The organism is Pseudomonas mandelii (genome assembly GCF_002251635.1).
GTDB lineage: Bacteria > Pseudomonadota > Gammaproteobacteria > Pseudomonadales > Pseudomonadaceae > Aquipseudomonas > Aquipseudomonas mandelii_B.
In genome coordinates, this window is record NZ_NMOJ01000048.1 from 33,936 (window position 1) to 56,382 (window position 22,447).

At 60.0% G+C, this 22,447-nt stretch carries 23 protein-coding genes; 14 read left to right on the forward strand and 9 right to left on the reverse strand.

Annotated features, from left to right (window positions below):
* Positions 1–65: 65 nt before the first annotated feature.
* From B7L09_RS07095 to B7L09_RS07105, 3 genes are all read right to left on the reverse strand, one after another.
* Positions 66–1,079 carry a GNAT family N-acetyltransferase gene (locus B7L09_RS07095; protein ID WP_094468317.1) on the reverse strand — a complete coding sequence of 338 codons (1,014 nt, stop codon included), beginning with the start codon at positions 1,077–1,079 and terminating at the stop codon, positions 66–68.
* Positions 1,080–1,178: 99 nt separating this feature from the next.
* Positions 1,179–1,973: a substrate-binding periplasmic protein gene (locus B7L09_RS07100; RefSeq protein WP_176457670.1), complete on the reverse strand. Its 795-nt coding sequence runs from the start codon at positions 1,971–1,973 to the stop codon at positions 1,179–1,181.
* Positions 1,974–2,065: 92 nt separating this feature from the next.
* Positions 2,066–2,692, reverse strand: coding sequence for a TetR/AcrR family transcriptional regulator (locus B7L09_RS07105; protein ID WP_094468319.1), 627 nt, complete (start codon positions 2,690–2,692; stop codon positions 2,066–2,068).
* A 178-nt stretch (positions 2,693–2,870) separates the two neighbouring features.
* Between B7L09_RS07105 and B7L09_RS07110 the strand changes: the two genes are divergently transcribed.
* The 8 genes from B7L09_RS07110 to ppnP all read left to right on the forward strand — a co-directional run bounded on the left by B7L09_RS07110 (position 2,871) and on the right by ppnP (position 12,215).
* On the forward strand, positions 2,871–4,673 hold the full coding sequence (locus B7L09_RS07110; RefSeq protein WP_094468320.1) for an acyclic terpene utilization AtuA family protein: 1,803 nt from the start codon (positions 2,871–2,873) through the stop codon (positions 4,671–4,673).
* Between the two features lie 12 nt (positions 4,674–4,685).
* Entirely contained in the window at positions 4,686–5,555 is an 870-nt protein-coding gene (locus B7L09_RS07115; RefSeq protein WP_094468321.1) for an SDR family oxidoreductase, read from the forward strand.
* A 3-nt stretch (positions 5,556–5,558) separates the two neighbouring features.
* Positions 5,559–7,175 (forward strand): geranyl-CoA carboxylase subunit beta, encoded by a 1,617-nt coding sequence (gene atuC / locus B7L09_RS07120; protein ID WP_094468322.1) that lies wholly within the window; start codon positions 5,559–5,561, stop codon positions 7,173–7,175.
* Between the two features lie 26 nt (positions 7,176–7,201).
* Positions 7,202–8,359 (forward strand): citronellyl-CoA dehydrogenase, encoded by a 1,158-nt coding sequence (gene atuD, locus B7L09_RS07125; RefSeq protein WP_094468323.1) that lies wholly within the window; start codon positions 7,202–7,204, stop codon positions 8,357–8,359.
* The gene (locus tag B7L09_RS07130; RefSeq protein ID WP_094468324.1) at positions 8,356–9,153 is read left to right on the forward strand and encodes an enoyl-CoA hydratase/isomerase family protein; all 798 of its coding nucleotides are present in this window, start codon (positions 8,356–8,358) and stop codon (positions 9,151–9,153) included. Before atuD ends, B7L09_RS07130 begins: the two co-directional genes overlap by 4 nt.
* 134 nt (positions 9,154–9,287) lie before the next feature.
* Positions 9,288–11,249, forward strand: a complete 1,962-nt coding sequence (locus B7L09_RS07135) for an acetyl/propionyl/methylcrotonyl-CoA carboxylase subunit alpha (RefSeq protein WP_094468325.1) — start codon at positions 9,288–9,290, stop codon at positions 11,247–11,249.
* A 71-nt stretch (positions 11,250–11,320) separates the two neighbouring features.
* A complete protein-coding gene (locus B7L09_RS07140) occupies positions 11,321–11,869 on the forward strand; it encodes a 3'-5' exonuclease (protein ID WP_094468326.1) in 549 nt (182 codons plus the stop codon).
* 61 nt (positions 11,870–11,930) lie between these two features.
* The gene (ppnP, locus tag B7L09_RS07145; protein WP_027603886.1) at positions 11,931–12,215 is read left to right on the forward strand and encodes a pyrimidine/purine nucleoside phosphorylase; all 285 of its coding nucleotides are present in this window, start codon (positions 11,931–11,933) and stop codon (positions 12,213–12,215) included.
* Between the two features lie 73 nt (positions 12,216–12,288).
* Here the strand turns inward: ppnP and B7L09_RS07150 are convergent, their stop codons facing one another.
* Together B7L09_RS07150 and B7L09_RS07155 are read right to left on the reverse strand one after the other, a co-directional pair.
* On the reverse strand, positions 12,289–13,095 hold the full coding sequence (locus B7L09_RS07150) for an MOSC domain-containing protein (RefSeq protein WP_094468327.1): 807 nt from the start codon (positions 13,093–13,095) through the stop codon (positions 12,289–12,291).
* A gap of 204 nt (positions 13,096–13,299) precedes the next feature.
* Entirely contained in the window at positions 13,300–14,235 is a 936-nt protein-coding gene (locus B7L09_RS07155) for a chemotaxis protein CheV (protein WP_094468328.1), read from the reverse strand.
* A gap of 462 nt (positions 14,236–14,697) precedes the next feature.
* Between B7L09_RS07155 and B7L09_RS07160 the strand changes: the two genes are divergently transcribed.
* The 3 genes from B7L09_RS07160 to B7L09_RS07170 all read left to right on the forward strand — a co-directional run bounded on the left by B7L09_RS07160 (position 14,698) and on the right by B7L09_RS07170 (position 17,115).
* Positions 14,698–15,168, forward strand: a complete 471-nt coding sequence (locus tag B7L09_RS07160) for a hypothetical protein (protein WP_094468329.1) — start codon at positions 14,698–14,700, stop codon at positions 15,166–15,168.
* A gap of 397 nt (positions 15,169–15,565) precedes the next feature.
* Positions 15,566–16,459 carry a sensor histidine kinase gene (locus B7L09_RS07165; protein ID WP_094468330.1) on the forward strand — a complete coding sequence of 298 codons (894 nt, stop codon included), beginning with the start codon at positions 15,566–15,568 and terminating at the stop codon, positions 16,457–16,459.
* The gene (locus tag B7L09_RS07170; RefSeq protein WP_094468331.1) at positions 16,456–17,115 is read left to right on the forward strand and encodes a response regulator transcription factor; all 660 of its coding nucleotides are present in this window, start codon (positions 16,456–16,458) and stop codon (positions 17,113–17,115) included. Before B7L09_RS07165 ends, B7L09_RS07170 begins: the two co-directional genes overlap by 4 nt.
* Here the strand turns inward: B7L09_RS07170 and yegS are convergent.
* Positions 17,099–18,016: a lipid kinase YegS gene (yegS, locus tag B7L09_RS07175; RefSeq protein WP_094468332.1), complete on the reverse strand. Its 918-nt coding sequence runs from the start codon at positions 18,014–18,016 to the stop codon at positions 17,099–17,101. The genes B7L09_RS07170 and yegS overlap by 17 nt on opposite strands.
* 323 nt (positions 18,017–18,339) lie before the next feature.
* Between yegS and B7L09_RS07180 the strand changes: the two genes are divergently transcribed.
* Complete coding sequence (locus tag B7L09_RS07180; protein WP_094468333.1) at positions 18,340–18,648, forward strand: hypothetical protein; 309 nt, start codon at positions 18,340–18,342, stop codon at positions 18,646–18,648.
* Positions 18,649–18,714: 66 nt separating this feature from the next.
* Here B7L09_RS07180 and B7L09_RS07185 read toward each other — a convergent pair whose 3' ends face one another.
* Both B7L09_RS07185 and moaB read right to left on the reverse strand, forming a co-directional pair.
* Positions 18,715–19,941, reverse strand: a complete 1,227-nt coding sequence (locus B7L09_RS07185) for a molybdopterin molybdotransferase MoeA (protein WP_094468334.1) — start codon at positions 19,939–19,941, stop codon at positions 18,715–18,717.
* The gene (moaB, locus tag B7L09_RS07190; RefSeq protein WP_094468335.1) at positions 19,925–20,464 is read right to left on the reverse strand and encodes a molybdenum cofactor biosynthesis protein B; all 540 of its coding nucleotides are present in this window, start codon (positions 20,462–20,464) and stop codon (positions 19,925–19,927) included. Before moaB ends, B7L09_RS07185 begins: the two co-directional genes overlap by 17 nt.
* Positions 20,465–20,545: 81 nt before the next feature.
* On the opposite strand from moaB, the gene mobA reads away from it, so the two are divergent.
* Together mobA and B7L09_RS07200 are read left to right on the forward strand one after the other, a co-directional pair.
* On the forward strand, positions 20,546–21,148 hold the full coding sequence (mobA, locus tag B7L09_RS07195; RefSeq protein WP_094468336.1) for a molybdenum cofactor guanylyltransferase MobA: 603 nt from the start codon (positions 20,546–20,548) through the stop codon (positions 21,146–21,148).
* Between the two features lie 76 nt (positions 21,149–21,224).
* Positions 21,225–21,446: a YgdI/YgdR family lipoprotein gene (locus tag B7L09_RS07200; RefSeq protein ID WP_094468337.1), complete on the forward strand. Its 222-nt coding sequence runs from the start codon at positions 21,225–21,227 to the stop codon at positions 21,444–21,446.
* Between the two features lie 69 nt (positions 21,447–21,515).
* Here B7L09_RS07200 and B7L09_RS07205 read toward each other — a convergent pair whose 3' ends face one another.
* On the reverse strand, positions 21,516–22,406 hold the full coding sequence (locus tag B7L09_RS07205) for a pseudouridine synthase (protein WP_094468338.1): 891 nt from the start codon (positions 22,404–22,406) through the stop codon (positions 21,516–21,518).
* Positions 22,407–22,447: the final 41 nt, after the last annotated feature.

The following is a 22,447-nucleotide window of genomic DNA, read 5'->3' on the forward strand; positions in this document are numbered from 1 at the left end:
AATGTGGGAGCGAGCTTGCTCGCGATGGGGCACTCAAGACCGAAGCAGATCTTGAGCCTTAAGCATCACGCCAACTTGCACCGATCAAAAAACCGCTCACGCCCCAGCATCATCAACGCCGCGCGCTTGTGCGGGAAGTCGAACTCTTTCTCGCAGTGGTAACCCTGATCCTGCATGTACCCGATCATCTTCCCGTTGTCGGCGCGAGGCTCGGCGACCACTCGCTGGGTGCGCGGATCGTCGAGAAACAGGAAATGCGTCAGCGCCGATAACCAGCTCGCCACCTTGTGCGGGCCACGGTGATTTTCTTCGCCCACCAGCATGTGGATACCGCGGTCGTAATCGCCGGCGTCATAGAACGGTGCTATGCGATCTTCCTTGGCCCAATAGGCTTCGAAATAGGCAAACGGCTGATCGTCGAAACAACCGATCAGCGTCACGGTGTGAGGGTCGGCGTCGAGTTTGCTCAGGTATTCGCGGTGCTGCTCGAGGCTGCCTTCCTCCTGCCAGAAACTCGCCACCCGCGGGCTGTTCTGCCAGCGATTGAAACGAGCCAGGTCCAGGTCGATGTCCAGCGTGCGCAGGGAAATCCAGGCACCGAGCCGCGCATCGAAGCGCCGATAGACTTCACCCCGTGGTTTTAGCGGGCGCAGAGGATGACGCTTGCCGCCACTGATGACCATTTGCTGCGGGTAAGTGTCGGTCAGTGCCTGGCTGAGCCACGGCTGGGGCAACTGCCAGAACAGCGTGCGTTCGCAGCGGTATTGGCCGGCGGTGTCGGTGGGAATCAGCAAACCGCTCGCCAAGGCGTCGGCGGGTAACTGCTGCAGTTGAAAAGTCAGGTGTTGGCACGCCGGATCACGGGCAAACAGCCAATAGCAGGCGGCCCAGAGCGCCTGACTTTCAGGCGTGTCCAAGCGCTGTTCGACCTGCACCTGCAACTCAGACTCTCGGGTCAGGCGCAGTTCGATCAGCGGCTGCCCTTCCAGGCTGAGGTGCAGGCGACTTTGGGTTTCATCCGCTACAAGACGGCTTCCGTTGGGCAAGGCCAGGGCAGTCAGGTCATTCAGATTGGGCATGGGTCGGGCTCACGATAATCGTCGACAGTTCAACCATGTGACGTGAGCCGGGGCAGGAAATTTAAGTGAAGTCGCGAATGATGCGACCTGCGGCGTCATTCAGGGTTTGGGCACCGGCACCACCGCAATCTTGTACGGATCGAAAATCTTCAGCATCTGCCCATTGTCCCGCAACCCTTGCAGTAACTTGCCGAACGCCTCGCCGCTGATGGGCGCGGACGGACGCAGGATCGCGTAGTGGTGATACACCTGATCGATGCGCTGCGACACCAGCAACTGATCGGCCACCTGCTCGTTGCGTAGCAGGTAATCGCTCAGGTAGGAACGCGTCACCAAGGCAATGTCTGCCCGCCCGCGCAGCACCATCAGCAGGTTGCTGTCATGGGAATAGGTCAGCGTGGCGTCATAGTTCTGCGCGAGGAATTTCGGGTCGGCATTGAAGTTGGCGAACTCGTAGTGATAGCCGCTGAACAGCGCCAGACGCTTGCCGGTGAGGTCGGAAAAATAGCTTTGCTGACGATCGGGCTTGCGTTGCGCGACGAAAATCTCGGCGTCTTCAAGCCCCATGTCGACGCTGGTGTGGGGAATGTCCTTCCAGCCCCAGTCCGGGTTCTCGAAAATGGCCATGTCGACCCGACCTTGCTTGAAATCACCGAATCGCCGAGGAATCGAAGTCGGCACCAGAACGAACTGATAGTCGCTCTGCAATTGATTCAAGGCTTCTACCAATTGCGGCAGCAGGCCAGTGTCGGCACCGGACTCCGGGCGCACGGTATAAGGCGGGAAATGTGCGGCACCGACCCGCACCAGTTGCGCAGCCTGGGACGGCAACACCCAAACCGTCGCGAGCGACGCCAGCAAAAGCCGCGTGGCCGTCCTAATTGGCGAAGACATCAAAACAACCCACTCCCCAAAAAATACCCATCAATGCATTCAAGCTAGGCGGTTTCAGCCACTTAGCCAGTTTCCTGCTGGCTCATGACAACTTATTGCTTCTCTTCGAGGACAAGAATCAATGCTTCATCGGCCAATTGATCGAGGCTCATGCTGCCGCCGGCACGAAACCAGGTGGTGGTCCAAGACAACGCCCCCGTCAGAAAACGACGCGTGATGAACACATCGCCACGGATAAAACCGGCGTCCTTGGCTTCACCCAACACCTGCAGCCAAAGCGCTTCGTACACATCACGTAGCGCCAGCACCTGGGCCTGGCCGTCGGCCGACAGCGAACGCCATTCGTAGACCAGCACCGCCATGGCTTCGCCGCTGCCGCCCATGATTGACTGCAATTCGCAGCGAATCAGCGCCAAAACACGTTCACGCACCGTGCTCGCTTCCTCAAGCGAGGCGCGCATCATCGCGGTGTTGTAGTGGATGGTTTCCTCCATTACCGCCCGCAGGATCTCGTCCTTGCTCTTGAAATGATGAAAGATGCTGCCCGACTGAATGCCCACGGCGCCGGCCAGATCGCGCACCGTGGTGCGTTCATAACCTTTGTTGCGGAACAGGTGAGCCGCCACTTGCAGCAGTTTGCCGCGGGCGCTGTCGGGGTCGGTCAATTGGCCGTTGTCGACCAATTCGCGCATGACCCCCAGGGCTTTTTGCTCGTCCACCCGTTCTCTCCTACAGTCGATCAATCAAATGCGCCACCCGCCGCTAAAACAGCGGGGTTGCGCGGGCAATTTAAGCTGGCGACGGCAACCAAGCAAGCGCTCGGGCAGAAGATATTTCAGCGATTTACAAACCAAGCGCTTGCTTGGTAGTCTCGACACACTTCTATCGGAGGTGGTTATGGAAACGACTGCGCCAGAAACGATTCGCATCGGATGCGCCAGCGCGTTCTGGGGCGATACCTCGACCGCCGCCGCGCAACTGGTGCACGGTGGGCGTCTGGATTATCTGGTCTTCGACTATTTAGCCGAAATCACCATGTCGATCATGGCCGGCGCACGGATGAAAGATCCGCAGGCAGGCTATGCGGTCGACTTCATCGAAGTCCTCAGCCCATTGCTGGGGCAACTCGCCGAACAAAACATCCGCGTCATCAGCAATGCCGGCGGGGTCAATCCGCAGGCTTGCGCCGCTGCCTTGCAAGCGGCTTGTGACAAGGCCGGGGTGGCACTAAAAATCGCCGTGTTGCTGGGCGACGACCTGCAACCGCAGTTCAAACAGCTGAGCAGTCGTGGCCTGCATGAAATGTTCAGCGGCGCGCCCTTGCCGCCGATGTGCGTCTCGACCAACGCCTACCTCGGCGCCCCGGGCATTGTCGAAGCCCTTCGTTTGGGTGCCGATATCGTCATCACCGGCCGCGTGGTCGACAGCGCCGTGGTCAGCGCTGCGCTGGTGCATGAATTCAACTGGTCATGGCAGGACTATGACCGCCTGGCACAGGCTGCATTGGCCGGGCACATCATCGAATGTGGCGCCCAGTGCACCGGCGGCAATTTCACCGACTGGCGCGACGTGCCCGATTACGAACACATTGGCTTCCCCATCGTCGAAGTCAGCGCCGACAGCCAGTTCATCGTCAGCAAACCCGAGGGTTCTGGCGGCGTGGTCACGCCGCTGACCGTCGGCGAACAGATGCTCTATGAAATCGGCAACCCCCAGGCCTATCTGCTGCCCGACGTGGTCTGCGATTTCACCCAGGTCAAACTCGTGCAACAAGGTAAAAACGCGGTTCGGGTGCATGGCGCTAAAGGCTTGCCACCTACCGACCAATACAAGGTCAGCGCCACCTACCCCGACGGGTTCCGCTGCACCGCCAGTTGCCTGATCGCCGGGATCGACGCAGTGGCCAAGGCCGAGCGGGTCAGCCAGGCGATCATCAATAAAACGTCGGCACTGTTCAGCCAACGTGGCTGGGCGCCCTACAGCGAAGTCAACATCGAACTCCTGGGCAGCGAAGCCACTTACGGCCCCCACGGCCAACGTCAGGACAGCCGCGAAGTAGTGATCAAACTCGCGGTGCGCCATCCGAGCAAACAGGCGCTGGTGCTGTTCGCCCGCGAGATTGCCCAGGCAGCCACCGGCATGGCGCCGGGGTTGACCGGGATCGTCGGTGGGCGACCAACGGTCTATCCGCTGATCCGCCTGTTCTCGTTCCTCATCGACAAAACCGCCTGCACGCTGGACATTGATCTCCAGGGCCAGCGCCACCCATGCGCCCTGCCCGCCGTCGATGTGCTCGACCCGGATGACTTGCCCGTTCCATTCGACCCGCCGCAACCCACCGGCCGCGCCGATGCCAGCGTGGCCCTGATCAAACTCGCCGTGGCACGCTCCGGCGACAAGGGCAACCACAGCAACATCGGCGTTATGGCCCGGGAGCCCGAGTTCCTGCCATGGATCGCCGAAGCCCTGACGCCCGAGGTGATGGTCGACTGGATGAGCCATGTCCTTGACCCGGTACACGGACGTGTCGAGCGTTGGTATTTGCCCGGCACCCACAGCTTCAATTTTCTTCTGGAGAACGCCTTGGGCGGCGGCGGCATCGCCAGCCTGCGCATCGACCCCCAAGGCAAAGCCTTCGCCCAGCAACTGCTGGACATCCAGATTCCGGTGCCCCAGCGCATCGCCGACCAGGTCAACTAGAGGACTGTCGCCATGGCCTACGATTCGATTTTCAAAGCCAGTTTGTTTGCAGGCCAAACCATCATCGTCACCGGTGGCGGCAGCGGCATCGGCCGGTGCACCGCCCATGAGCTGGCGGCACTCGGCGCCCATGTGCTGCTGGTCGGACGCAAGGCTGACAAGTTGAAAAACGTCGCCGCCGAAATCACCGAAGACGGCGGCAAGGCGGACTGGGCCACCTGCGACATTCGTGAAGAAGAAGCGGTCAAGCATCTGGTTAGCGAGTTGATTCGCAAACACGGGCCGATTCATGGGCTGGTCAACAATGCCGGTGGCCAATACCCGTCGCCGCTGGCCTCAATCAATCAGAAGGGATTCGAAACCGTGATGCGCACCAACCTGGTGGGCGGTTTCCTGATGGCCCGGGAGGTGTTCAACCAATCCATGAGCAAGCACGGTGGATCGATCGTCAACATGCTCGCCGACATGTGGGGCGGCATGCCCGGTATGGGTCACTCCGGCGCGGCGCGTTCGGGCATGGACAACCTCACCAAGACCGCCGCCTTTGAATGGGGCTATGCCGGCGTGCGGGTCAACGCCGTGGCGCCAGGGTGGATTGCCTCCAGCGGCATGGACACCTACGACGGCGCGTTCAAGGCGGTGATCCCGACCTTGCGCGAGCACGTGCCGCTCAAGCGCATCGGCACGGAATCCGAAGTCAGCGCGGCGATCGTTTTCCTCCTCAGCCCGGCGGCGGCATTCATCAGCGGCAGCACGTTGCGCATTGACGGCGCGGCCAGCCTCGGCGGGCGGGCGTGGCCGATTCACAAGGCGACGAACAGTGAGTCGTACAACGGTTTTCACCGCGCCTACCTTCCTGATGTGCTCAAGGACAAGGAATAAGCCATGCCGGTGATCCAGTCCCAAATAGACCCGTTCAGCGAACAATTCGCCCAGAACCGCACGGCCATGCTGGTCGGCATCGAGCAGGTCCGTCAGCTCGAACAAAACCTGCTGAACAAGGCGGCCGAAGCCAAGCCCAAGTTCGACAAACGCGGCCAACTGCTGCCCCGCGAACGGCTCAACCTGCTGCTGGACCCCGGCGCGCCGTTCCTGGAATTGGCCAGCCTGGCCGGTTACAAACTCCACGACGACAAAGACGGCAGCGCGGCCGGCGGCGGCTTGATCGCCGGCATCGGCTACGTCAGCGGCGTGCGCATGCTGGTGGTGGCCAATAACAGCGCGATCAAGGGCGGCACCATTTCCCCCTCCGGCCTGAAAAAGTCCCTGCGCCTGCAACAGATCGCCATGGAAAACAAACTGCCAGTGGTGACCCTCGCCGAAAGCGGCGGTGCCAACCTCAACTATGCGGCCGAGATTTTCGTCGAAGGCGCACGCAGCTTCGCCAACCAGGCGCGCATGTCGGCCATGGGGTTGCCGCAGATCACCGTGGTGCACGGCTCGGCCACGGCGGGCGGCGCGTATCAGCCGGGGCTGTCGGATTACGTGGTGGTGGTGCGCGGCAAGGCCAAACTGTTCCTTGCCGGGCCGCCGCTGCTCAAAGCGGCGACCGGCGAAGTGGCGACGGACGAGGAACTGGGTGGCGCCGAGATGCACGCGCAAACCGCCGGCACCGCCGAATACCTGGCGGAAAACGATGCCGATGGCGTGCGCATCGTGCGCGANATTGTCAGTCTGCTGTCGTGGAATGCACGGTTACCGGCAGCGCCCGCCCGTTACTGGGAAGACCCGCTCTACCCGATCGATGAGCTGCTCGGACTGATTCCCGACGACCCAAAGAAACCCTATGACGTGCGCGAAATCCTCGCGCGCCTGGCGGACGGTTCCAACTTCCTCGAATTCAAGGGCGAGTTCGATGCCCACACGGTCTGCGGCCATTTACACATCCAGGGCCGTGCTTGCGGATTCATCGGCAATAACGGCCCGATCACGCCCAAGGGGGCGAGCAAGGCGGCGCAATTTATTCAGTTATGTGACCAGAGCCGGACGCCGCTGCTGTTTTTCCACAACACCACGGGTTTCATGGTGGGCACGGAGTCGGAGCAACAAGGCGTGATCAAGCACGGCGCGAAAATGATCCAGGCCGTGGCGAATGCCCGTGTGCCTAAACTGACCGTGGTGGTTGGCGGCTCCTACGGCGCCGGCAACTACGCGATGTGCGGCCGAGGCCTGGACCCAAGGTTTATCTTCGCCTGGCCCAACAGCCGCACGGCGGTGATGGGCGGCGCGCAGGCAGGCAAAGTGCTGCGCATCGTCACCGAGGCCAAGCAACTCAAAGACGGTTTGGTGCCCGACCCCAAGGTGCTGGATATGCTGGAACAGGTCACCGCGCAGAAGCTCGACAGCCAGTCCACTGCACTCTATGGCAGCGCCAACCTGTGGGACGACGGGCTGATTGACCCACGGGATACCCGCACCCTGCTCGGTTACTTGCTGGACATCTGTCATGAGGCCGAAGTGCGGCCGCTACAAACCAACAGTTTTGGCGTCGCGAGATTCTGATCGCGGATCACAGGAGAACAATAAAAATGATCTTCACCCAGGAACACGAAGCACTGCGTCGCACGGTCCGCCAATTCGTCGATCACGAGATCAATCCCCACGTCGAAGAGTGGGAGAAGGCCGGGCGTTTCCCCATCCACGAGATCTTCCGCAAGGCTGGCGACCTCGGCTTGCTGGGTATTTCCAAGCCGGAAAAATTCGGTGGNATGGGCCTGGACTACAGCTACTCCATCGTTGCTGCCGAAGAATTCGGCACCATTCGTTGCGGCGGCATCCCCATGTCCATCGGCGTGCAGACCGACATGTGCACCCCCGCCCTCGCCCGCTTCGGCTCCGATGAATTGCGCGACGAATTCCTGCGCCCGGCCATCAGCGGCGAGCAAGTGGGCTGCATCGGCGTCTCGGAAACCGGCGCCGGCTCCGACGTGGCCGGGCTGAAAACCCATGCGCGCAAAGACGGCGACGACTACGTGATCAACGGCAGCAAAATGTGGATCACCAACTCGCCCAGCGCCGACTTCATCTGCCTGCTGGCCAACACCTCCGACGACAAACCGCACGTCAACAAATCGCTGATCATGGTGCCGATGAACACCCCGGGCATCAGCCTCAGTTCGCACCTGGATAAGCTCGGCATGCGCAGTTCGGAAACCGCCCAGGTGTTCTTCGATGGCGTGCGCGTACCCCAGCGCAACCGCATCGGCCACGAAGGCGCGGGGTTCATGATGCAAATGCTGCAGTTCCAGGAAGAACGCCTGTTTGGCGCGGCCAACATGATCAAGGGCCTGGAATACTGCATCGACAGCACCATCGACTACTGCAAGGAACGCAAAACCTTCGGCAGCGCGCTGATCGACAATCAGGTCATTCACTTTCGCCTGGCCGAACTGCAAACCGAAATCGAATGCTTGCGAGCGCTGGTCTATCAGGCCACCGAGCAATACATCAAAGGCCAGGACGTGACCCGCCTGGCGTCGATGGCCAAGCTCAAGGCCGGGCGCCTGGGCCGCGAAGTCAGCGACAGCTGCCTGCAATACTGGGGCGGCATGGGCTTTATGTGGGACAACCCGGTAGCCCGCGCCTATCGCGACGTGCGCCTGGTGTCGATTGGCGGCGGCGCCGACGAAATCATGCTGGGCATCATCTGCAAACTGATGGGCATCCTGCCGGGGAAAAAGAAATGAGCGCCCTGCCGGTTTGCCAGACCTTGCTGCTCGAATCCCATAACGGCGTGCTGCACATCACCCTCAATCGCCCGGAAAGCCGCAACGCCATGAGCTTGCAGATGGTTGCCGAACTGCGTGCGGTGCTGGCTGCGGTGCGTGATGATCGAGCCGTTCGTGCACTGGTGATCGGTGGTGCCGGTGGACATTTTTGTGCCGGCGGCGACATCAAGGACATGGCCAATGCCCGGGCTCAAGGCCCGGACGCCTATCGCGATTTGAATCGAGCGTTCGGCGCGCTGCTTCAAGAGGTGCAACACGCGCCGCAAGTGGTCATTACGGTGCTGCAAGGCGCGGTGCTCGGCGGCGGATTGGGGCTGGCGTGCGTCAGCGACGTCGCGCTGGCCGATCACCTGGCGCAGTTCGGTCTGCCGGAAACCAGCCTCGGTCTGTTGCCCGCGCAGATCGCGCCATTCGTGGTCCAGCGTATCGGCCTGACCCAGGCACGTCGACTGGCGCTGACCGCGGCACGTTTCGATGGCACACACGCACGGCGCATGGGGTTGGTGCATTTTGTCGAGCATGACGCGCAAGCGTTGGCCGAGCGCCTCGATGAAATCCTCGCCCATGTGTTGTGCTGCGCGCCGGGGGCGAATGCCACGACCAAAAAACTGTTGCTGGCGAGTGCGGGGCAGCCTTCGGACGCTTTGCTGGATGAAGCGGCCGGGTGGTTCAGCGAAGCGGTGACCGGGGCTGAAGGAGTCGAGGGGACGATGGCCTTCGTGCAAAAACGCAAACCGGGGTGGGCCCTCTAAAAGCTTCGCGGGCAAGCCTCGCGCCTACAGGTTTTGTGCCGAGCACAAATCCCGCGGCAATCGCTGTACCTGTAGGAACGAGGCTTGCCCGCGAAGAGGCCATCGCATTCACCGCAAAACCAAAGGGAAGACCTATGCCCGGACTCAGCAAAATCCTCATCGCCAACCGCGGTGAAATCGCCTGCCGTATCCAGCGCACCGCCCANGCCCTGGGCTACCGCACCGTCGCCGTATTCAGCGATGCCGACGCCGACGCCCTGCACGTCCAAATGGCCGACGAAGCGGTCAACATAGGCCCGGCCCCGGTGCAGCAGTCCTACCTGAACATCCCGGCGATCATCGACGCCGCCCGGCGCAGCGGTGCCGACGCGATCCATCCCGGCTACGGCTTCCTCTCGGAAAACGCCGAATTCGCCCTCGCCTGCCAACACGCCGGCATTACCTTCATTGGCCCGAGCCCCGAAGCGATCAAGTTGATGGGCAGCAAGCGCCTGTCGAAACTCACCATGCTCGCGGCCGGCGTGCCCTGCATCAAAGGCTATCAGGGCGCCGAACAGGACGATGCAACCCTGAGCCGCGAAGCCGCACGCATCGGCTATCCGCTGATGATCAAGGCCAGCGCTGGCGGTGGCGGGCGCGGCATGCGCCTGGTGCACAGCGCCGACGATTTGCTGGAACAGCTGCGAACCGCGCGCTCCGAAGCGCTGCACGGGTTTGGCAGCGACGAGCTGATTCTCGAACAAGCGCTGATCGATCCCCGTCATGTCGAGGTGCAGGTGTTCGGCGACCAGCACGGCAACCTGATCTACCTCGGTGAACGCGACTGCTCGATTCAGCGTCGCCATCAGAAAGTCATCGAAGAAGCGCCCTGCCCGGTGATGACCACCGATTTGCGCCAGGCCATGGGCGAAGCGGCGCTCAAGGCCGGACGCGCGGTGAATTACGTGGGCGCCGGCACCGTGGAATTCCTGCTGGACGCGCGCGGGCAGTTCTACTTCCTGGAGATGAACACCCGCCTGCAAGTGGAGCACCCGGTCACCGAATGGATCACTGGCCTGGACCTGGTGGACTGGCAACTGAACGTCGCCGAGGGCCTGCCGCTGCCGTTGAGCCAGGAAGAAGTGCAGCTCAACGGGCATGCCATGGAAGTGCGTTTGTACGCCGAAGACCCGGCCCAGGGCTTTTTGCCGCAAACCGGTCGAATCGAGGCATGGGAGCTCGCGTTGCAAGACGGCGTGCGGATCGATCACGGCTTGATCGAAGGCCAGGACATCAGCCCGTTCTACGATCCGCTGCTGGGCAAGATCATCGCCCATGGGGCGACCCGTGAAGAAGCCCGGCGAAAACTGCTGCGGGCCGTGCAGGACAGCGTGCTGCTGGGCGTAAAAAGCAATCAACGCTTGCTCGCCAGCCTGCTGCAACACCCGCAGTTCATCAGCGGCGAATTCAGCACCGGGTTCATCCCGAGCTGTTTCGCCGACCATCCTTGCCTGCATCCGCCGGTTCCAAGCGCTGAAGAACTGGCGATTGCAGCTGCTTTGTTCTATCACGCGTCAGCGCAGGCTCATCCCGCCTCGCTGGCTGGCTGGCGGAACAACGCCAGCGTGCCTCTGCATTACCGCATCGGCCTGGAGGATCGGGACTGGCCGGTGGCATTGAACGCAGCGCCTGATGCACCGTACCGTTTGCACATCGGCGACCGAACCGTCGAATTGAAGGTCATCCAGTGCGACGGGCACTGGGCCACACTGATAATCGATGGCATTCGCCAACGTCATGCCTACCGCCTCGCGGCCGGGCAACTCTGGTTGTTCACCCGCCCCGGCAGTCTGCGTCTGGTCGATCAAACTCAAGCGCTGGTCAGCAGCCAGGCCAGCGTCAGCTCCGGCACCCTCAAGGCGCCCATGGACGGGGCAATCGTCGACGTACTGGTCAGCGAGGGCAGCCCGGTCAGCAAAGGTCAGCTGCTGGTGGTGCTCGAAGCGATGAAAATGGAACATCCACTTAAATCAGGTATCGATGGGGTGTTGAAACGCTTGCAGGTGCGGGTCGGCGATCAGGTGAAGAATCGTCAGATTTTGTTGGAGGTCGAATAAGCCGCTAGGCGGATCCGCCGGCTTTGGCTACGCTCAAGCCCTATCAGGACGCGGATACCAGGAACCCTGCGATGCCTCACTGGCTGGTGATCGATCTGGAAGCCACCACCGATGACGGTGGCTGGCCAGTTACGGAAATGGAAATCATCGAAATCGGTGCCACCCTGGTGGACCGAAAAGGGCGCGAGGTGGATTGTTTCCAGTGCTTCGTGCGGCCGCTGCGTCGGCCTTTGCTGACGCCGTTTTGCCGGGAGCTGACGCACATCACTCAGGCCAACGTCGACGCAGCGCAGACGCTGAGTGAGGTCTGGCCGTCATTCGAGCAATGGCTCGTGCACCATCAACCGGAGCTGGAGGGCTGGGCCAGTTGGGGCGATTACGATCGCAAGCAACTGCTTCAGGAATGGCAGCGACTGCAACTGGACAGCGTTCTTGCCAGCGTGCCGCACATGAATCTCAAACAGCGCTTCGCCAAGGCCCGGCGCCTGGACAAGCCGCTGGGGCTCAACGGCGCGCTGCAATTGGCGGGGATGCAGTTCCATGGCCAGCAACATCGGGCACTGGAAGATGCGCGCAATACAGCGCGTCTGTTGCCACAGGTTCTCCCCCTGGAGAGGTGACGCCGGCATGGGCCTTGTGCATACTGGCCGGCCCTTTTTAGCCCTTTTCGAGGAATCGCCCATGTTCAAAGTCAACGAATACTTCGACGGCACCGTCAAGTCGATCGCTTTCGGCACCGCAGAAGGTCCGGCGACCATCGGCGTGATGGCCCCGGGTGAATACGAATTCGGCACCGCCCAGCGTGAAATCATGCACGTGGTGTCCGGCGCCTTGAGCGTCAAACTGCCTGACGCCAACGACTGGGAAACCTTCGCCGCCGGCAGCCAGTTCAATGTACCGGCCAACAGCAAGTTCCAGTTGAAAGTGGCCGTCGACACCGCTTACCTGTGCGAATACCGCGGCTAAACCCCCGGGTTTTCACAGTGACAAAAAAATGCCCGGGGCCTTTATGGTCCCGGGCATTTTTTATCCGGCGTGTTTATTCCAGGATGGTCACTGGCATGCCGACTTCAAGTTGGCCATTGCTGTCGTTGACCAGGTTCTGCCCGAACATCGCGCCGTCCGCCTCGGAGCGGTATTTCTGCAACGTGGCCAAAGGCTCGCGATCACTGTTGCGCTCACCGGTTTGCGGGTCGATGGTGGTCAGGATGCAGCGCGAACAGGACTTGACCACGCGGAACTCGACATCGCCGATGCGGATACGCTTCCAGGTGTCTTCGGCAAACGCCTCGCTGCCCTCGATCACCAGATTCGGGCGAAAGCGCAGCATTTCCAGCGGGCGCCCGACCTTTTGCGACAAGTCTTCCAGGGACGCTTGCCCGATCAGCAACAGCGGGAAGCCGTCGGCGAACGCCACTTGATCGTCGTCCTTGCCGTAGCCGGCTTGGGTGGTGCGCGCGCGATCCAGAGGAATTTGCACCAGACGCGTCGGCTTTCCAATGAACTCGCTGACCCAGGCACCGGCCTTATCACCGGCATCGGGTACGCGCAGAGTGTCTTTGAAGATCGTTACGCCCCGCAGTTCTGCATCGCTGGCGGGTAATGCAATGTCGATGGGGGAGCGGCCGGGAGCGCTGAGGGTCAAGCCACCGTCGGCATTCCACAGCGCCGACAACTGGCTCATCTGCCCCACCGCGCGCTGGGTCAGGAAGCGCCCGCTGNCTTCGTCCACCAGCATCCAGCGTCGATCACCGTCCAGACCAAGCTTGTCGAGGCTGACCTGTTGCAGGGGCTCGCCCTTGCCGGATTTCAACGGATAACGGTAAAGCGCGCTCAGACGCAACATGGCCAGCTCCCTGGTGGGCAAAAAATGCCACCCTATACGAGCTTGGTCGCCGAATCAAAGGCAGAAAATTGATCTCTGCTTACCTTGTAGGGGCGGGCTTGTTCGCGAAGGCGATGTATCAGCCAATATCAATATTGACGGTGATGGCCTCTTCGCGAGCAGGCTCGCTCCTACAAGTTGATCGTGTGCAGCCTTAGATCGAGATCAGGCCGGCACTTCGTCGAGCATCAGGCGCTGGCGCACCACGTCGACGAGTTTGTCCGGCTGGAACTTGGAGAGGAAATTGTCGCAGCCGACCTTCTTGACCATCGAGTCATTGAAGCTGCCCGACAGCGACGTGTGCAACACCACGTAAAGCCCACGCAGGCGCGGGTCGTTGCGGATTTCAGTGGTCAGGCGGTAGCCGTCCATCTCGGGCATTTCAGCGTCGGTGAAGATCATCAGCAATTTGTCGGTCATCACCTGGCCGGTGTCGGCCCAGGCCTTGAGCATGTTCAGTGCCTTGAGGCCGTCACTGGCGATATGCATCTTCACGCCCAGTTGCCCCAGGGTGTCGCGCAGTTGCGAGAGGGCCACATTGGAGTCGTCCACCAGCAGCACTTCACGACCACGGGCGCGCTCCAGCACCGGGTCGTCGAGTTTCTCGCGCGAGACCTTGGCGTTATACGGCACAATTTCGGCCAGGACTTTTTCCACGTCGATGATTTCCACCAACTGATCGTCCACCTTGCTGATGGCGGTCAGGTAATGCTGGCGGCCGGCGCTGGTGGGCGGCGGCAGAATGGCTTCCCAGTTCATGTTGACGATGCGGTCCACGCCGCCCACCAGGAAGGCCTGCACCGAACGGTTGTACTCGGTGACGATAATCGTGCTGTTGGGCCCCGGCACCAGCGGGCGCATGCCGATGGCCTGGGACAGGTCAATCACCGGCAGGGTCTGGCCACGCAGGTTGACCACACCGCACACAAATGGATGCCGCTGGGGCATCAGGGTCAGCTTCGGCAATTGCAACACTTCCTGCACTTTAAAGACGTTGATCGCGAACAATTGCCGACCGGCCAGCCGGAACATGAGAATCTCCAGGCGATTCTCACCCACCAGTTGCGTGCGTTGATCTACCGTGTCGAGAATGCCGGCCATTAATGACTCCTGGGCTTGTACTGATGAATTCACTAAAGAGAGTTATCGGCTGTTTTTGCCAGACCTTGACCCTTAGACAAAATGCCACGACCGGGCATTGATGTCACATTAACATCATGCTTTACTGGCGCAGTGATTTCATCTGCTTCATCCCCTGCGGCGCGACCTCGGTTTGCACGTTAGGTTCCCCTGTGTAAGGGATTCCCCTAGTAACAATCAGGCCCAACCTGATATTCGCGATATCTAATAGCCATTAATGTGACGCCATTCTCATTGCATGAACGGAGTCAGGCTTTTGTGTGCGATCGCAGGTAAGTGGCCATCCACCCTCTCGAGTTCCCCAGCCTGCGCCCAGGTCAGCCGGAGCGCGATCTCATGCCGGCACGGCAGCGTCGGGACGCTGGACGTCTTCGTCGACACACACGACATCCCCTCATTTGACATGACGTTGTGGAGATAAGCATGCCGAACGACCCTAAACAGTGGGCTCAGCGTTTACCGGAATTTCTGGTCGAAGCTGAAACACTCCTGGCCAAATCGGAGGAGTGCCTGAGCCATCTGCAGCTCATCAGCAATGACAAGGACGCAATCGATTGCATGCTCAGCAGCCTGCTAAAACTGGCCAGCAGAGCCGACGCTCTGGCGCTGGAAGCGGTGTCCGAATTTTCGCTGCACATCCACGGTTTGCTGAACCACGCCCAAAGCCACATGGAACTGCACGACCAGGCCTTGGGCGCACTGAAGGACTGCTTTACGTTGATGGCCTGGCAACTCGAACTCATCGATCAGACCACCGGCCAACTCAGTCTGGATAACAGTGAACAGACTTCCCTGATTGAAGCCTTTGCGTTTCAGGTCGGACAAAGTCATTTTCAGTTAGCGGTTAACTCCAAACCGTTCACGCTCGTTTCCTATTCTGAGCGGCAGGCTTAATTCTTCCGACAACTAGGCTGTGCTGCGTATTCTTATTGCCATGATGCCGCTCATTAACTTGGGTGCGCTCATGTCGCAATTGAATATTTCATACCTGCCAACGACAGTTCGATACTTTTTCCATTGTGGAACTATCGTCCAGAACTTTAATTCCTGACCGAATAGACATATATAGCAAACGCGACCGACGGTATCTTAAGTGGTATTATGCCGACCTTTAGTTGACGCTAATTAATGGCAATGTGATTCCAGATGACAGCAGCCCGATAAGTTGAAGGCTCTGGTTTCAACCCTGGACAGCACTGCTCAAGACGAGTCACTACAGATTTTCAGACAGAGACCCGTCAACCACGATGGCCGGTCTGCCCGCAGCGAACATCCATTGGCTCCATCCGCTATGTACGCCAGTCTCAAGTCAATCACCCTATGGCCACCCTCCCAAACAAACGCGCGACGGTTCACGCTTTTGCTGTGTACCAGCTCGGCGCTTGGCAGCTTGCTGGCCTTCAGCCTGTCTGTGCCACTACCGGTCAGCCTGCTGGTACTCAATCTGGCGGCACTCGTCTGCGTCTGGGTTCAACATTGCCTCTCGCGCAAGTCGATAAAATTTCAGCCGCAAGAGCTGGCCGATCGTCTGCTGCAAGTCCAGGAAAACGAACGTCACCGCCTCAGCCGCGAACTGCATGACGACATCGGCCAGTTGCTGACCGCTGCAAAACTTCAAAGTGAGTGGCTAAAACGTCGTATGCCTGAAGACATGCAAGGCCAGTGCTCGGTGCTCTGCGACACACTGGACGAAACCCTGGCCAAAGTTCGTGATGTCTCGGCCATTCTCAATCCCAGGCAGTTGGCCAGTCTNGGATTAGAGGCGAGCCTGCGCGCGCATTTGCTCAAGACCCTGGAAAACACCCCGATCCACTGGAGCCTGGAATGCCAGCAACGGCTGACCGGTATCCCGGAAGAAATGGCCGTGGCAGCGTTTCGCATCACCCAGGAAGCGGTGACCAATATGCTTCGCCATGCCCAAGCGAACAACCTGTTGATCCGCCTGCAACGCACGCCCCAGGGTTTGGCGCTGTTGATCAGCGACGACGGCCTGGGGTTCGCGCCAGCCGCAGACCCCGGTCGAGAGGGACAACGCGGGATGGCCGGGATGGTGGAACGGATCGATCAACTGGGCGGTACCTTGAACGTGACCAGCGAGCCGGGCAAAGGTACTCAAATTGAAGCACTCTTTCCCTGGGCGCCCCGTGCGCTCGAACGGGCCAGTACGAATAAGGTTATGCATTGACTTGTAACTTACTTCTGGTGGATGACCACTCGCTTATCAGGGCAGGCGTGCGCGCTCTGGTGCTGGATATTCCCGGCTACGCGGTCATTGGTGAGGCCAATGACGGCTCGCAGCTACTCGAGATGGTCGAGAAGCTGTCCCCTGACATCGTTCTTCTGGATATCTCCATGAAGGAGACCGGCGGCCTTGAAGCCTTGCAGCGACTCAAGCGGGTCCGCCCGCAAAGCAAGGTGCTGATCCTGTCGATGCACACCGATCCGGAGCTGATCATGCGCGCGCTGGAGTCCGGCGCCCATGGCTACCTGCTCAAAGACACCACGGCCAACGAGCTGGAACACGCCCTGATGGCCTTGCGCAACAACGAGCGCTACCTGAGCCCGGCCATTGCCCACACGGTTATCAACCAGGCACTGATCCGCAACCAGAAGCATCAGCCCGAGCCTGCGGACTCGCACAACCTGACGGCCCGCCAGCTGGAAATCCTGCGGCTGATNGTGCGCGGCAAATCCACCCGGGAAATCGCCCAGGGCCTGGGCTTGAGCATCAAGACCGTGGAGGCGCATCGCTCGCAGATCATGAAACGCCTGCAGATATTCGATGTGGCGGGCCTGGTGTTATTCGCCGTTCGCGAGCAAATCATCAGCCTGGACGACTGACCGTTTTCGAAGCGCTCAGCAGAGGCGAGTTCTGCGGCAAATGCACGCGCAATGCCGCCGGACGCGCCGAGAATCGCAGGCTCTCGCTCTCGATAGGTTCGCCATCCAGATTGATGTAGAGGCCTTCCGCAACCTTGATCTCGACCCATGGCAGGCGAGCTCGCACAAACATGTTGTCGATGCCGAAGCCATCGGCCAGCAACGTTTTCAACGTACCGACCACTTCCTGCGGCGCCGGCAAAATGCTGATATCCAGCAGACCATCGTCAGCCAGGGCCTCCGGGCACAGCACATGACCACCGCCAGCCTGCCGGCCATTGCCGATACCCAACGCCAAAAGCTCACCACTCCATTGAAAGTCCGGCCCCTGCAACTCGCCGTAGGCGGCATGCAGTTCGCTGAAGCGCGATAACCCGGTGAACAGATAAGCCGCGCCCCCGAGGACTTTCTTCAAGTCTTCCGAGGTATTCGCCGTGACCTGACTGCCAAAGCCGCCGGTGGCCATGTTCAGAAAAACTTGACCGCCCACCTCGCCCAGATCGATCGCCTGCGGCGCGACCTCCAGCAGGTCCAGCGCCAGAACGGGTTCGAGCGGCACGCCGGCAGCGCGCGCAAAATCGTTGGCGGTGCCCAGCGGCATCAGCACCAGGCTGGCCTCGGTCGAATGGGCTGCCATGGCCTCGGCCATATCACGCAAGGTGCCNTCACCGCCGCCAGCAATCAGTTGCGTATAGCCCGCGCTCAATGCTTCTTCCACCAGCCGCTGCGCGTCACCCGCCTCCCAGGTCAGTCGGACGGCCAACTCCCAGCCCTGCTTGCGCTTAACGTCGACGGCCGCGCGGACCTCCTCGTTGAGCGCCTGCTTGCCATGCAGAATCAACAGCGCCTTGCGCTCATTCATTATTGTCGCTCCCATGTTTGGAATCCGTATGGGAGATGTTGACCTCACCACCCCCTAAAAAAGTCGCACGGATTTGTTTTTTTTTGGCGCGTGCAGCCTTGTGGTCCTACAGCGCGGGAAATTTTCTTACAACATGTGCGGAATCGGCTCAATTGACCAACCTTGGCGATTGGTACACCTTGAGGTCCGCAGCATCAGTCATCAACATTCATCACACAGGGATGTGCAAACCATGAGTAGACCGTCTTCAAGGGCCACACAAAGCGCAATCAACAACAGTGTCGGCCACGCAAAGGGATGTAAGGCAAGGAGCGTTTCAGCCCATGCAAAGCCATGACATCAGGTTACCGATCAGTCAGGTCGCGACAATGGCAGACACTCGCGCCAATCATCAGGCTGAATTCAATAACAACGCAAAGCCCGCCGGAGGAGTTGATATGGAACCTCGCGTCATTGAACTCGAAACACACCTCAAATACATCCGAAGAGACATGGAAGAGGTCCGTGGCGATGTTAAATCCATCAAACACAGGCTGGCCTATTCTGCGGGTGGAACAGCCGTGGTCCTGGGGCTGCTGGGCTGGGTCGCCAACAGCCGCTTTGATCAGGTCGTGTCACTTCTGGTTCGTTAAACGCTAGCCATGCACGCAAGCTCGGGCAAGATCAACCGGGCTTGCGTGGCAAGACTTTCGCCAGAATCAGCCCAGAACTTCGCTCAGCGGAATGAAGTTCACGTAATCGCCTTCGATCAGCGTGCGGTCTTCCAGTACTTCAACCAGACCATCGGCCCAGGCGGCACTGCGGAGCACCCCGGAGCTCTGATTCTTGTAGATGATTGCCCGACCATGCTCCAGGCGTCCACGCAAATACTCTCGGCGATTACCAGCCTTTGGCCAGTCGAACCCTGCAGGCACCTGAAACTTTAATGGCTCGACCTCCCTCACACCCTGGCGGCGCAAAAGATAGGGTCTGGCCAACAAGGCAAATGTAACCAGCGTCGACGCAGGGTTGCCGGGCAAACCAATCACGGGGACGCCGCGAAAATGACCGAACGTCAGCGGCTTGCCTGGTTTGATGGCGAGTTTCCACAGGGTCAACTCGCCCTCTTCGCGCAAGGCAATGCCCAGAAAATCGGCCTCTCCCACAGACACGCCGCCGGTAGAAAGGATCAGGTCGACATCCTTCAACTCGCCAAGGCGGGCACGAGTGGTCGCTAAATCATCGGGGAGTATTCCGGCATCGATCACTTCACAGCCCAAGCGCTGCAACCAACTGCACAGCAACACGCGATTACTGTTGTAAATCTGTCCCGGCCCAAGGGGCTGGCCCGGCTCTATCAATTCGTCTCCGGTTGACATGACCGCAACACGAATCTTGCGAATCACGTCCAGCTCAGCACATCCCAGCGACGCCGCCAGGCCCTGCTCGATAGGTCCGAGGCGTGTACCTGCCGGCAAAACAAGTTCGCCAACGGTGGTTTCCTGGCCTTGCGGGCGAATATTTTGACCCGGGGTCATCGTCTCGATAAAACGGACGCGCTCGTCCGCCTGGACCTCGGCGTTCTCCTGCATCTCGACGCAATCGGCACCCGCCGGTACAGGCGCTCCGGTAAAGATCCGGGCGCAGGTACCTGGCTTCAACGGCTCGGGTGCCTGGCCGGCAAAAATCTTTTGACTGACCACCAAGGGTTCGCCCGCCCAGTCAGCGACGCGCAAGGCATAGCCGTCCATGGCACTGTTCGGCCAGGGCGGCAGATCAAGCATCGAGACCAGGTCATCGGCCAGTATGCGCCCCTGAGCCTGCGCCAACGGCAAGCGCTCACGCTCACGTATCGTTGATGCCTCAGCCATTTCCAGCAAACGCGCCAGCGCCACTTCGACCGCCATCAAGCTGCCGGTTTTGCCGGGCTTACCCACGGGATTCACAGGGTGCCGCCTGTTTCAGGTGAGCGACGAAATTGCAGGGACGGTGCCGCGAATCCAGTTGTTCAGCGAGAATGCCATCCCAGCCAGTGCGCACCGCATTGGTCGATCCCGGCAGGCAACATACCAGCGTGCCATTGGCCAGGCCGGCCAGGGCGCGCGATTGCACGGTGGAGGTGCCGATATCGGCCACCGAGATCTGGCGGAACAGTTCGCCAAACCCATCGACTTGCTTGTCCAGCAGGCAGCTCACCGCTTCGGGCGTGCTGTCNCGCCCCGTGAACCCCGTACCGCCGGTGATCAACACCACCTGCACGACGTCATCGGCAATCCAGTTGGCGACTTGCGCGCGAATTTTGTAGAGATCATCTTTAAGCAAAACCCGAGCAGCCAGGTTATGGCCGGCAGCGCTCAAACGGTCGACGAAAAGTTGTCCTGACGTATCGGTTTCCAGGGTGCGGGTATCGCTGACAGTCAACACCGCGATGTTGAGCGGCGTGAAAGGTACATCAGCCTTGGCTTTCATAGGCTCGTCCAGTTGTAGGATAAACAGCCCGGTGTTATATCACAGCGCCCCGGTTTTTCGCCGCCCCCATGGAGACGTGCCATGACCTCAAATACACATTTGCCGCCCTGCTCCATTCTGCTCCTGGCAGGTGGTAGAGGCCAACGCATGGGCGGTCAGGACAAGGGTTTGCTGGAATGGCATGGCGAGCCGCTGATTGCGCATCTGCATCGCAAGACCCGCGAGCTGAGCGATGACCTGATCATCTCCTGCAACAGGAACCTGGAAAAGTACGCGCCTTATGCCGACCAGTTGGTCCATGACGATGAAGGCGACTTCCCGGGACCTTTGGCCGGTATTCGCGCCGGTCTCAAGGCCGCCCGTCACCCCTATCTGCTGGTGTTGCCGTGCGACGTGCCGCGCATCGATGCGACCCTGCTCCAGAGCATGCGCGAAACCGCCCGCCAGCATCCGGATAAACCGCTGATGCTGCGCCATAACGAACACTGGGAACCATTGCTGTGCATCATCCCCGTGGCGCTCTCGGCAGACTTCGAAACGGCTTGGCACGACGGCGAACGCAGCCCGGGTCGCCTGATGCGTAAACTGGGTGCTACCGCCCTGCAATGCCCCGACAACGATCCTCGCCTGGCCAACCTCAACACGCCAGAGCTGTTAAGTGAACACAACACTGTGTCAGACTGACACGAGAAGGAACTTGCGCGCGTTGTATACGTCTCAAGCTCAGTAACCAAAAGAATTCATATTCGGAGACACACTCATGACTCAACGGACCATCGCCGCTCTCATGCTTGCACTGGGCCTCGCCACTCTCGCCGGTTGCGCCTCGCCTACAGTGATCACCCTGAATGACGGTCGCGAAATCCAGGCCGTCGACACCCCTAAATATGACAAGGCTTCGGGCTTCTATGAGTTCGAACAACTTGACGGCAANCAAACCCGCATCAACAAGGATCAGGTTCGTACCGTTAAAGAGTTGTAATCTTTACGGCACCACCGGATACAGAAAAGCCCGCTTATAGCGGGCTTTTTCGTGCCTGAAGCAATGTAATCACCATTGCAGGGTGATCGTGCTCTCGAATTCACGTTGCTGGCCGGTGACCGGGTCGACAAACCGCAAACCCTGGGCCAACAGCTTCAAGGGATTGGCATAGTCGTCCTCGACATCCTTGAGCACCTGCGGGTAGAACGGGTCGTTGCAGATACTGGCGCCCAAAGCGGTCATATGCACCCGCAACTGATGTTTCTTGCCGGTCACCGGATAAAGTCCATAACGCCAGAGATCGCCGTGCTTCTCACGAACCTCGACTGCCGTCTCGGTGTTGCTGGCACCCGGACCTTCCTGCATGCGAAAGAATGGCTCGCCATCGACCAGCCGACTTTTATGAACCAATGGGAAGCTCAGATCAGGCAATGCGCGGGCGATTGCTTCGTAGCGTTTTTCGATATTCCGTGTAGGGAACAACGACTGGTAAGCCGAGCGACTCTCGGGGTTCGCTGAAAACAACACCAGTCCCGCCGTGTGCCGGTCAATCCGATGCAAAGGCACAAGATTCGGGTTATCCAATCGACGGATCAGCCGTCGCAACAACGTCTGCTCGACGTATTCGCCGGCAGGCGTTACCGGCAGAAAATGCGGCTTGTCGGCCACGACCAGGTGGTCGTCGGCGTACAGGATCGATTCGACCACCGGGATCGGTTTTTCGTCAGGCACCTCACGGAAGTAATGAATCCGCAGGCCTTCCTTGTAACGCAGATCAAGGGCGATCGGTTGACCGTGCCCGTCAAGCACGCGACCGCGAGCAATTCGGTCCAGCCATTGTTCTCGACCGATAGCGCTGAAATGCTCACACAAACAATCGAGCACCGTCTGCCACGGCCCCGGTGGCAAGTAGAGCGTGCTGGCCTGGTTGTGTGCAGCAGAAAAAGATGAAGTGGACATACGAACGCTCTGACCCTCAATGCAGGGCAGCATTATCCAAC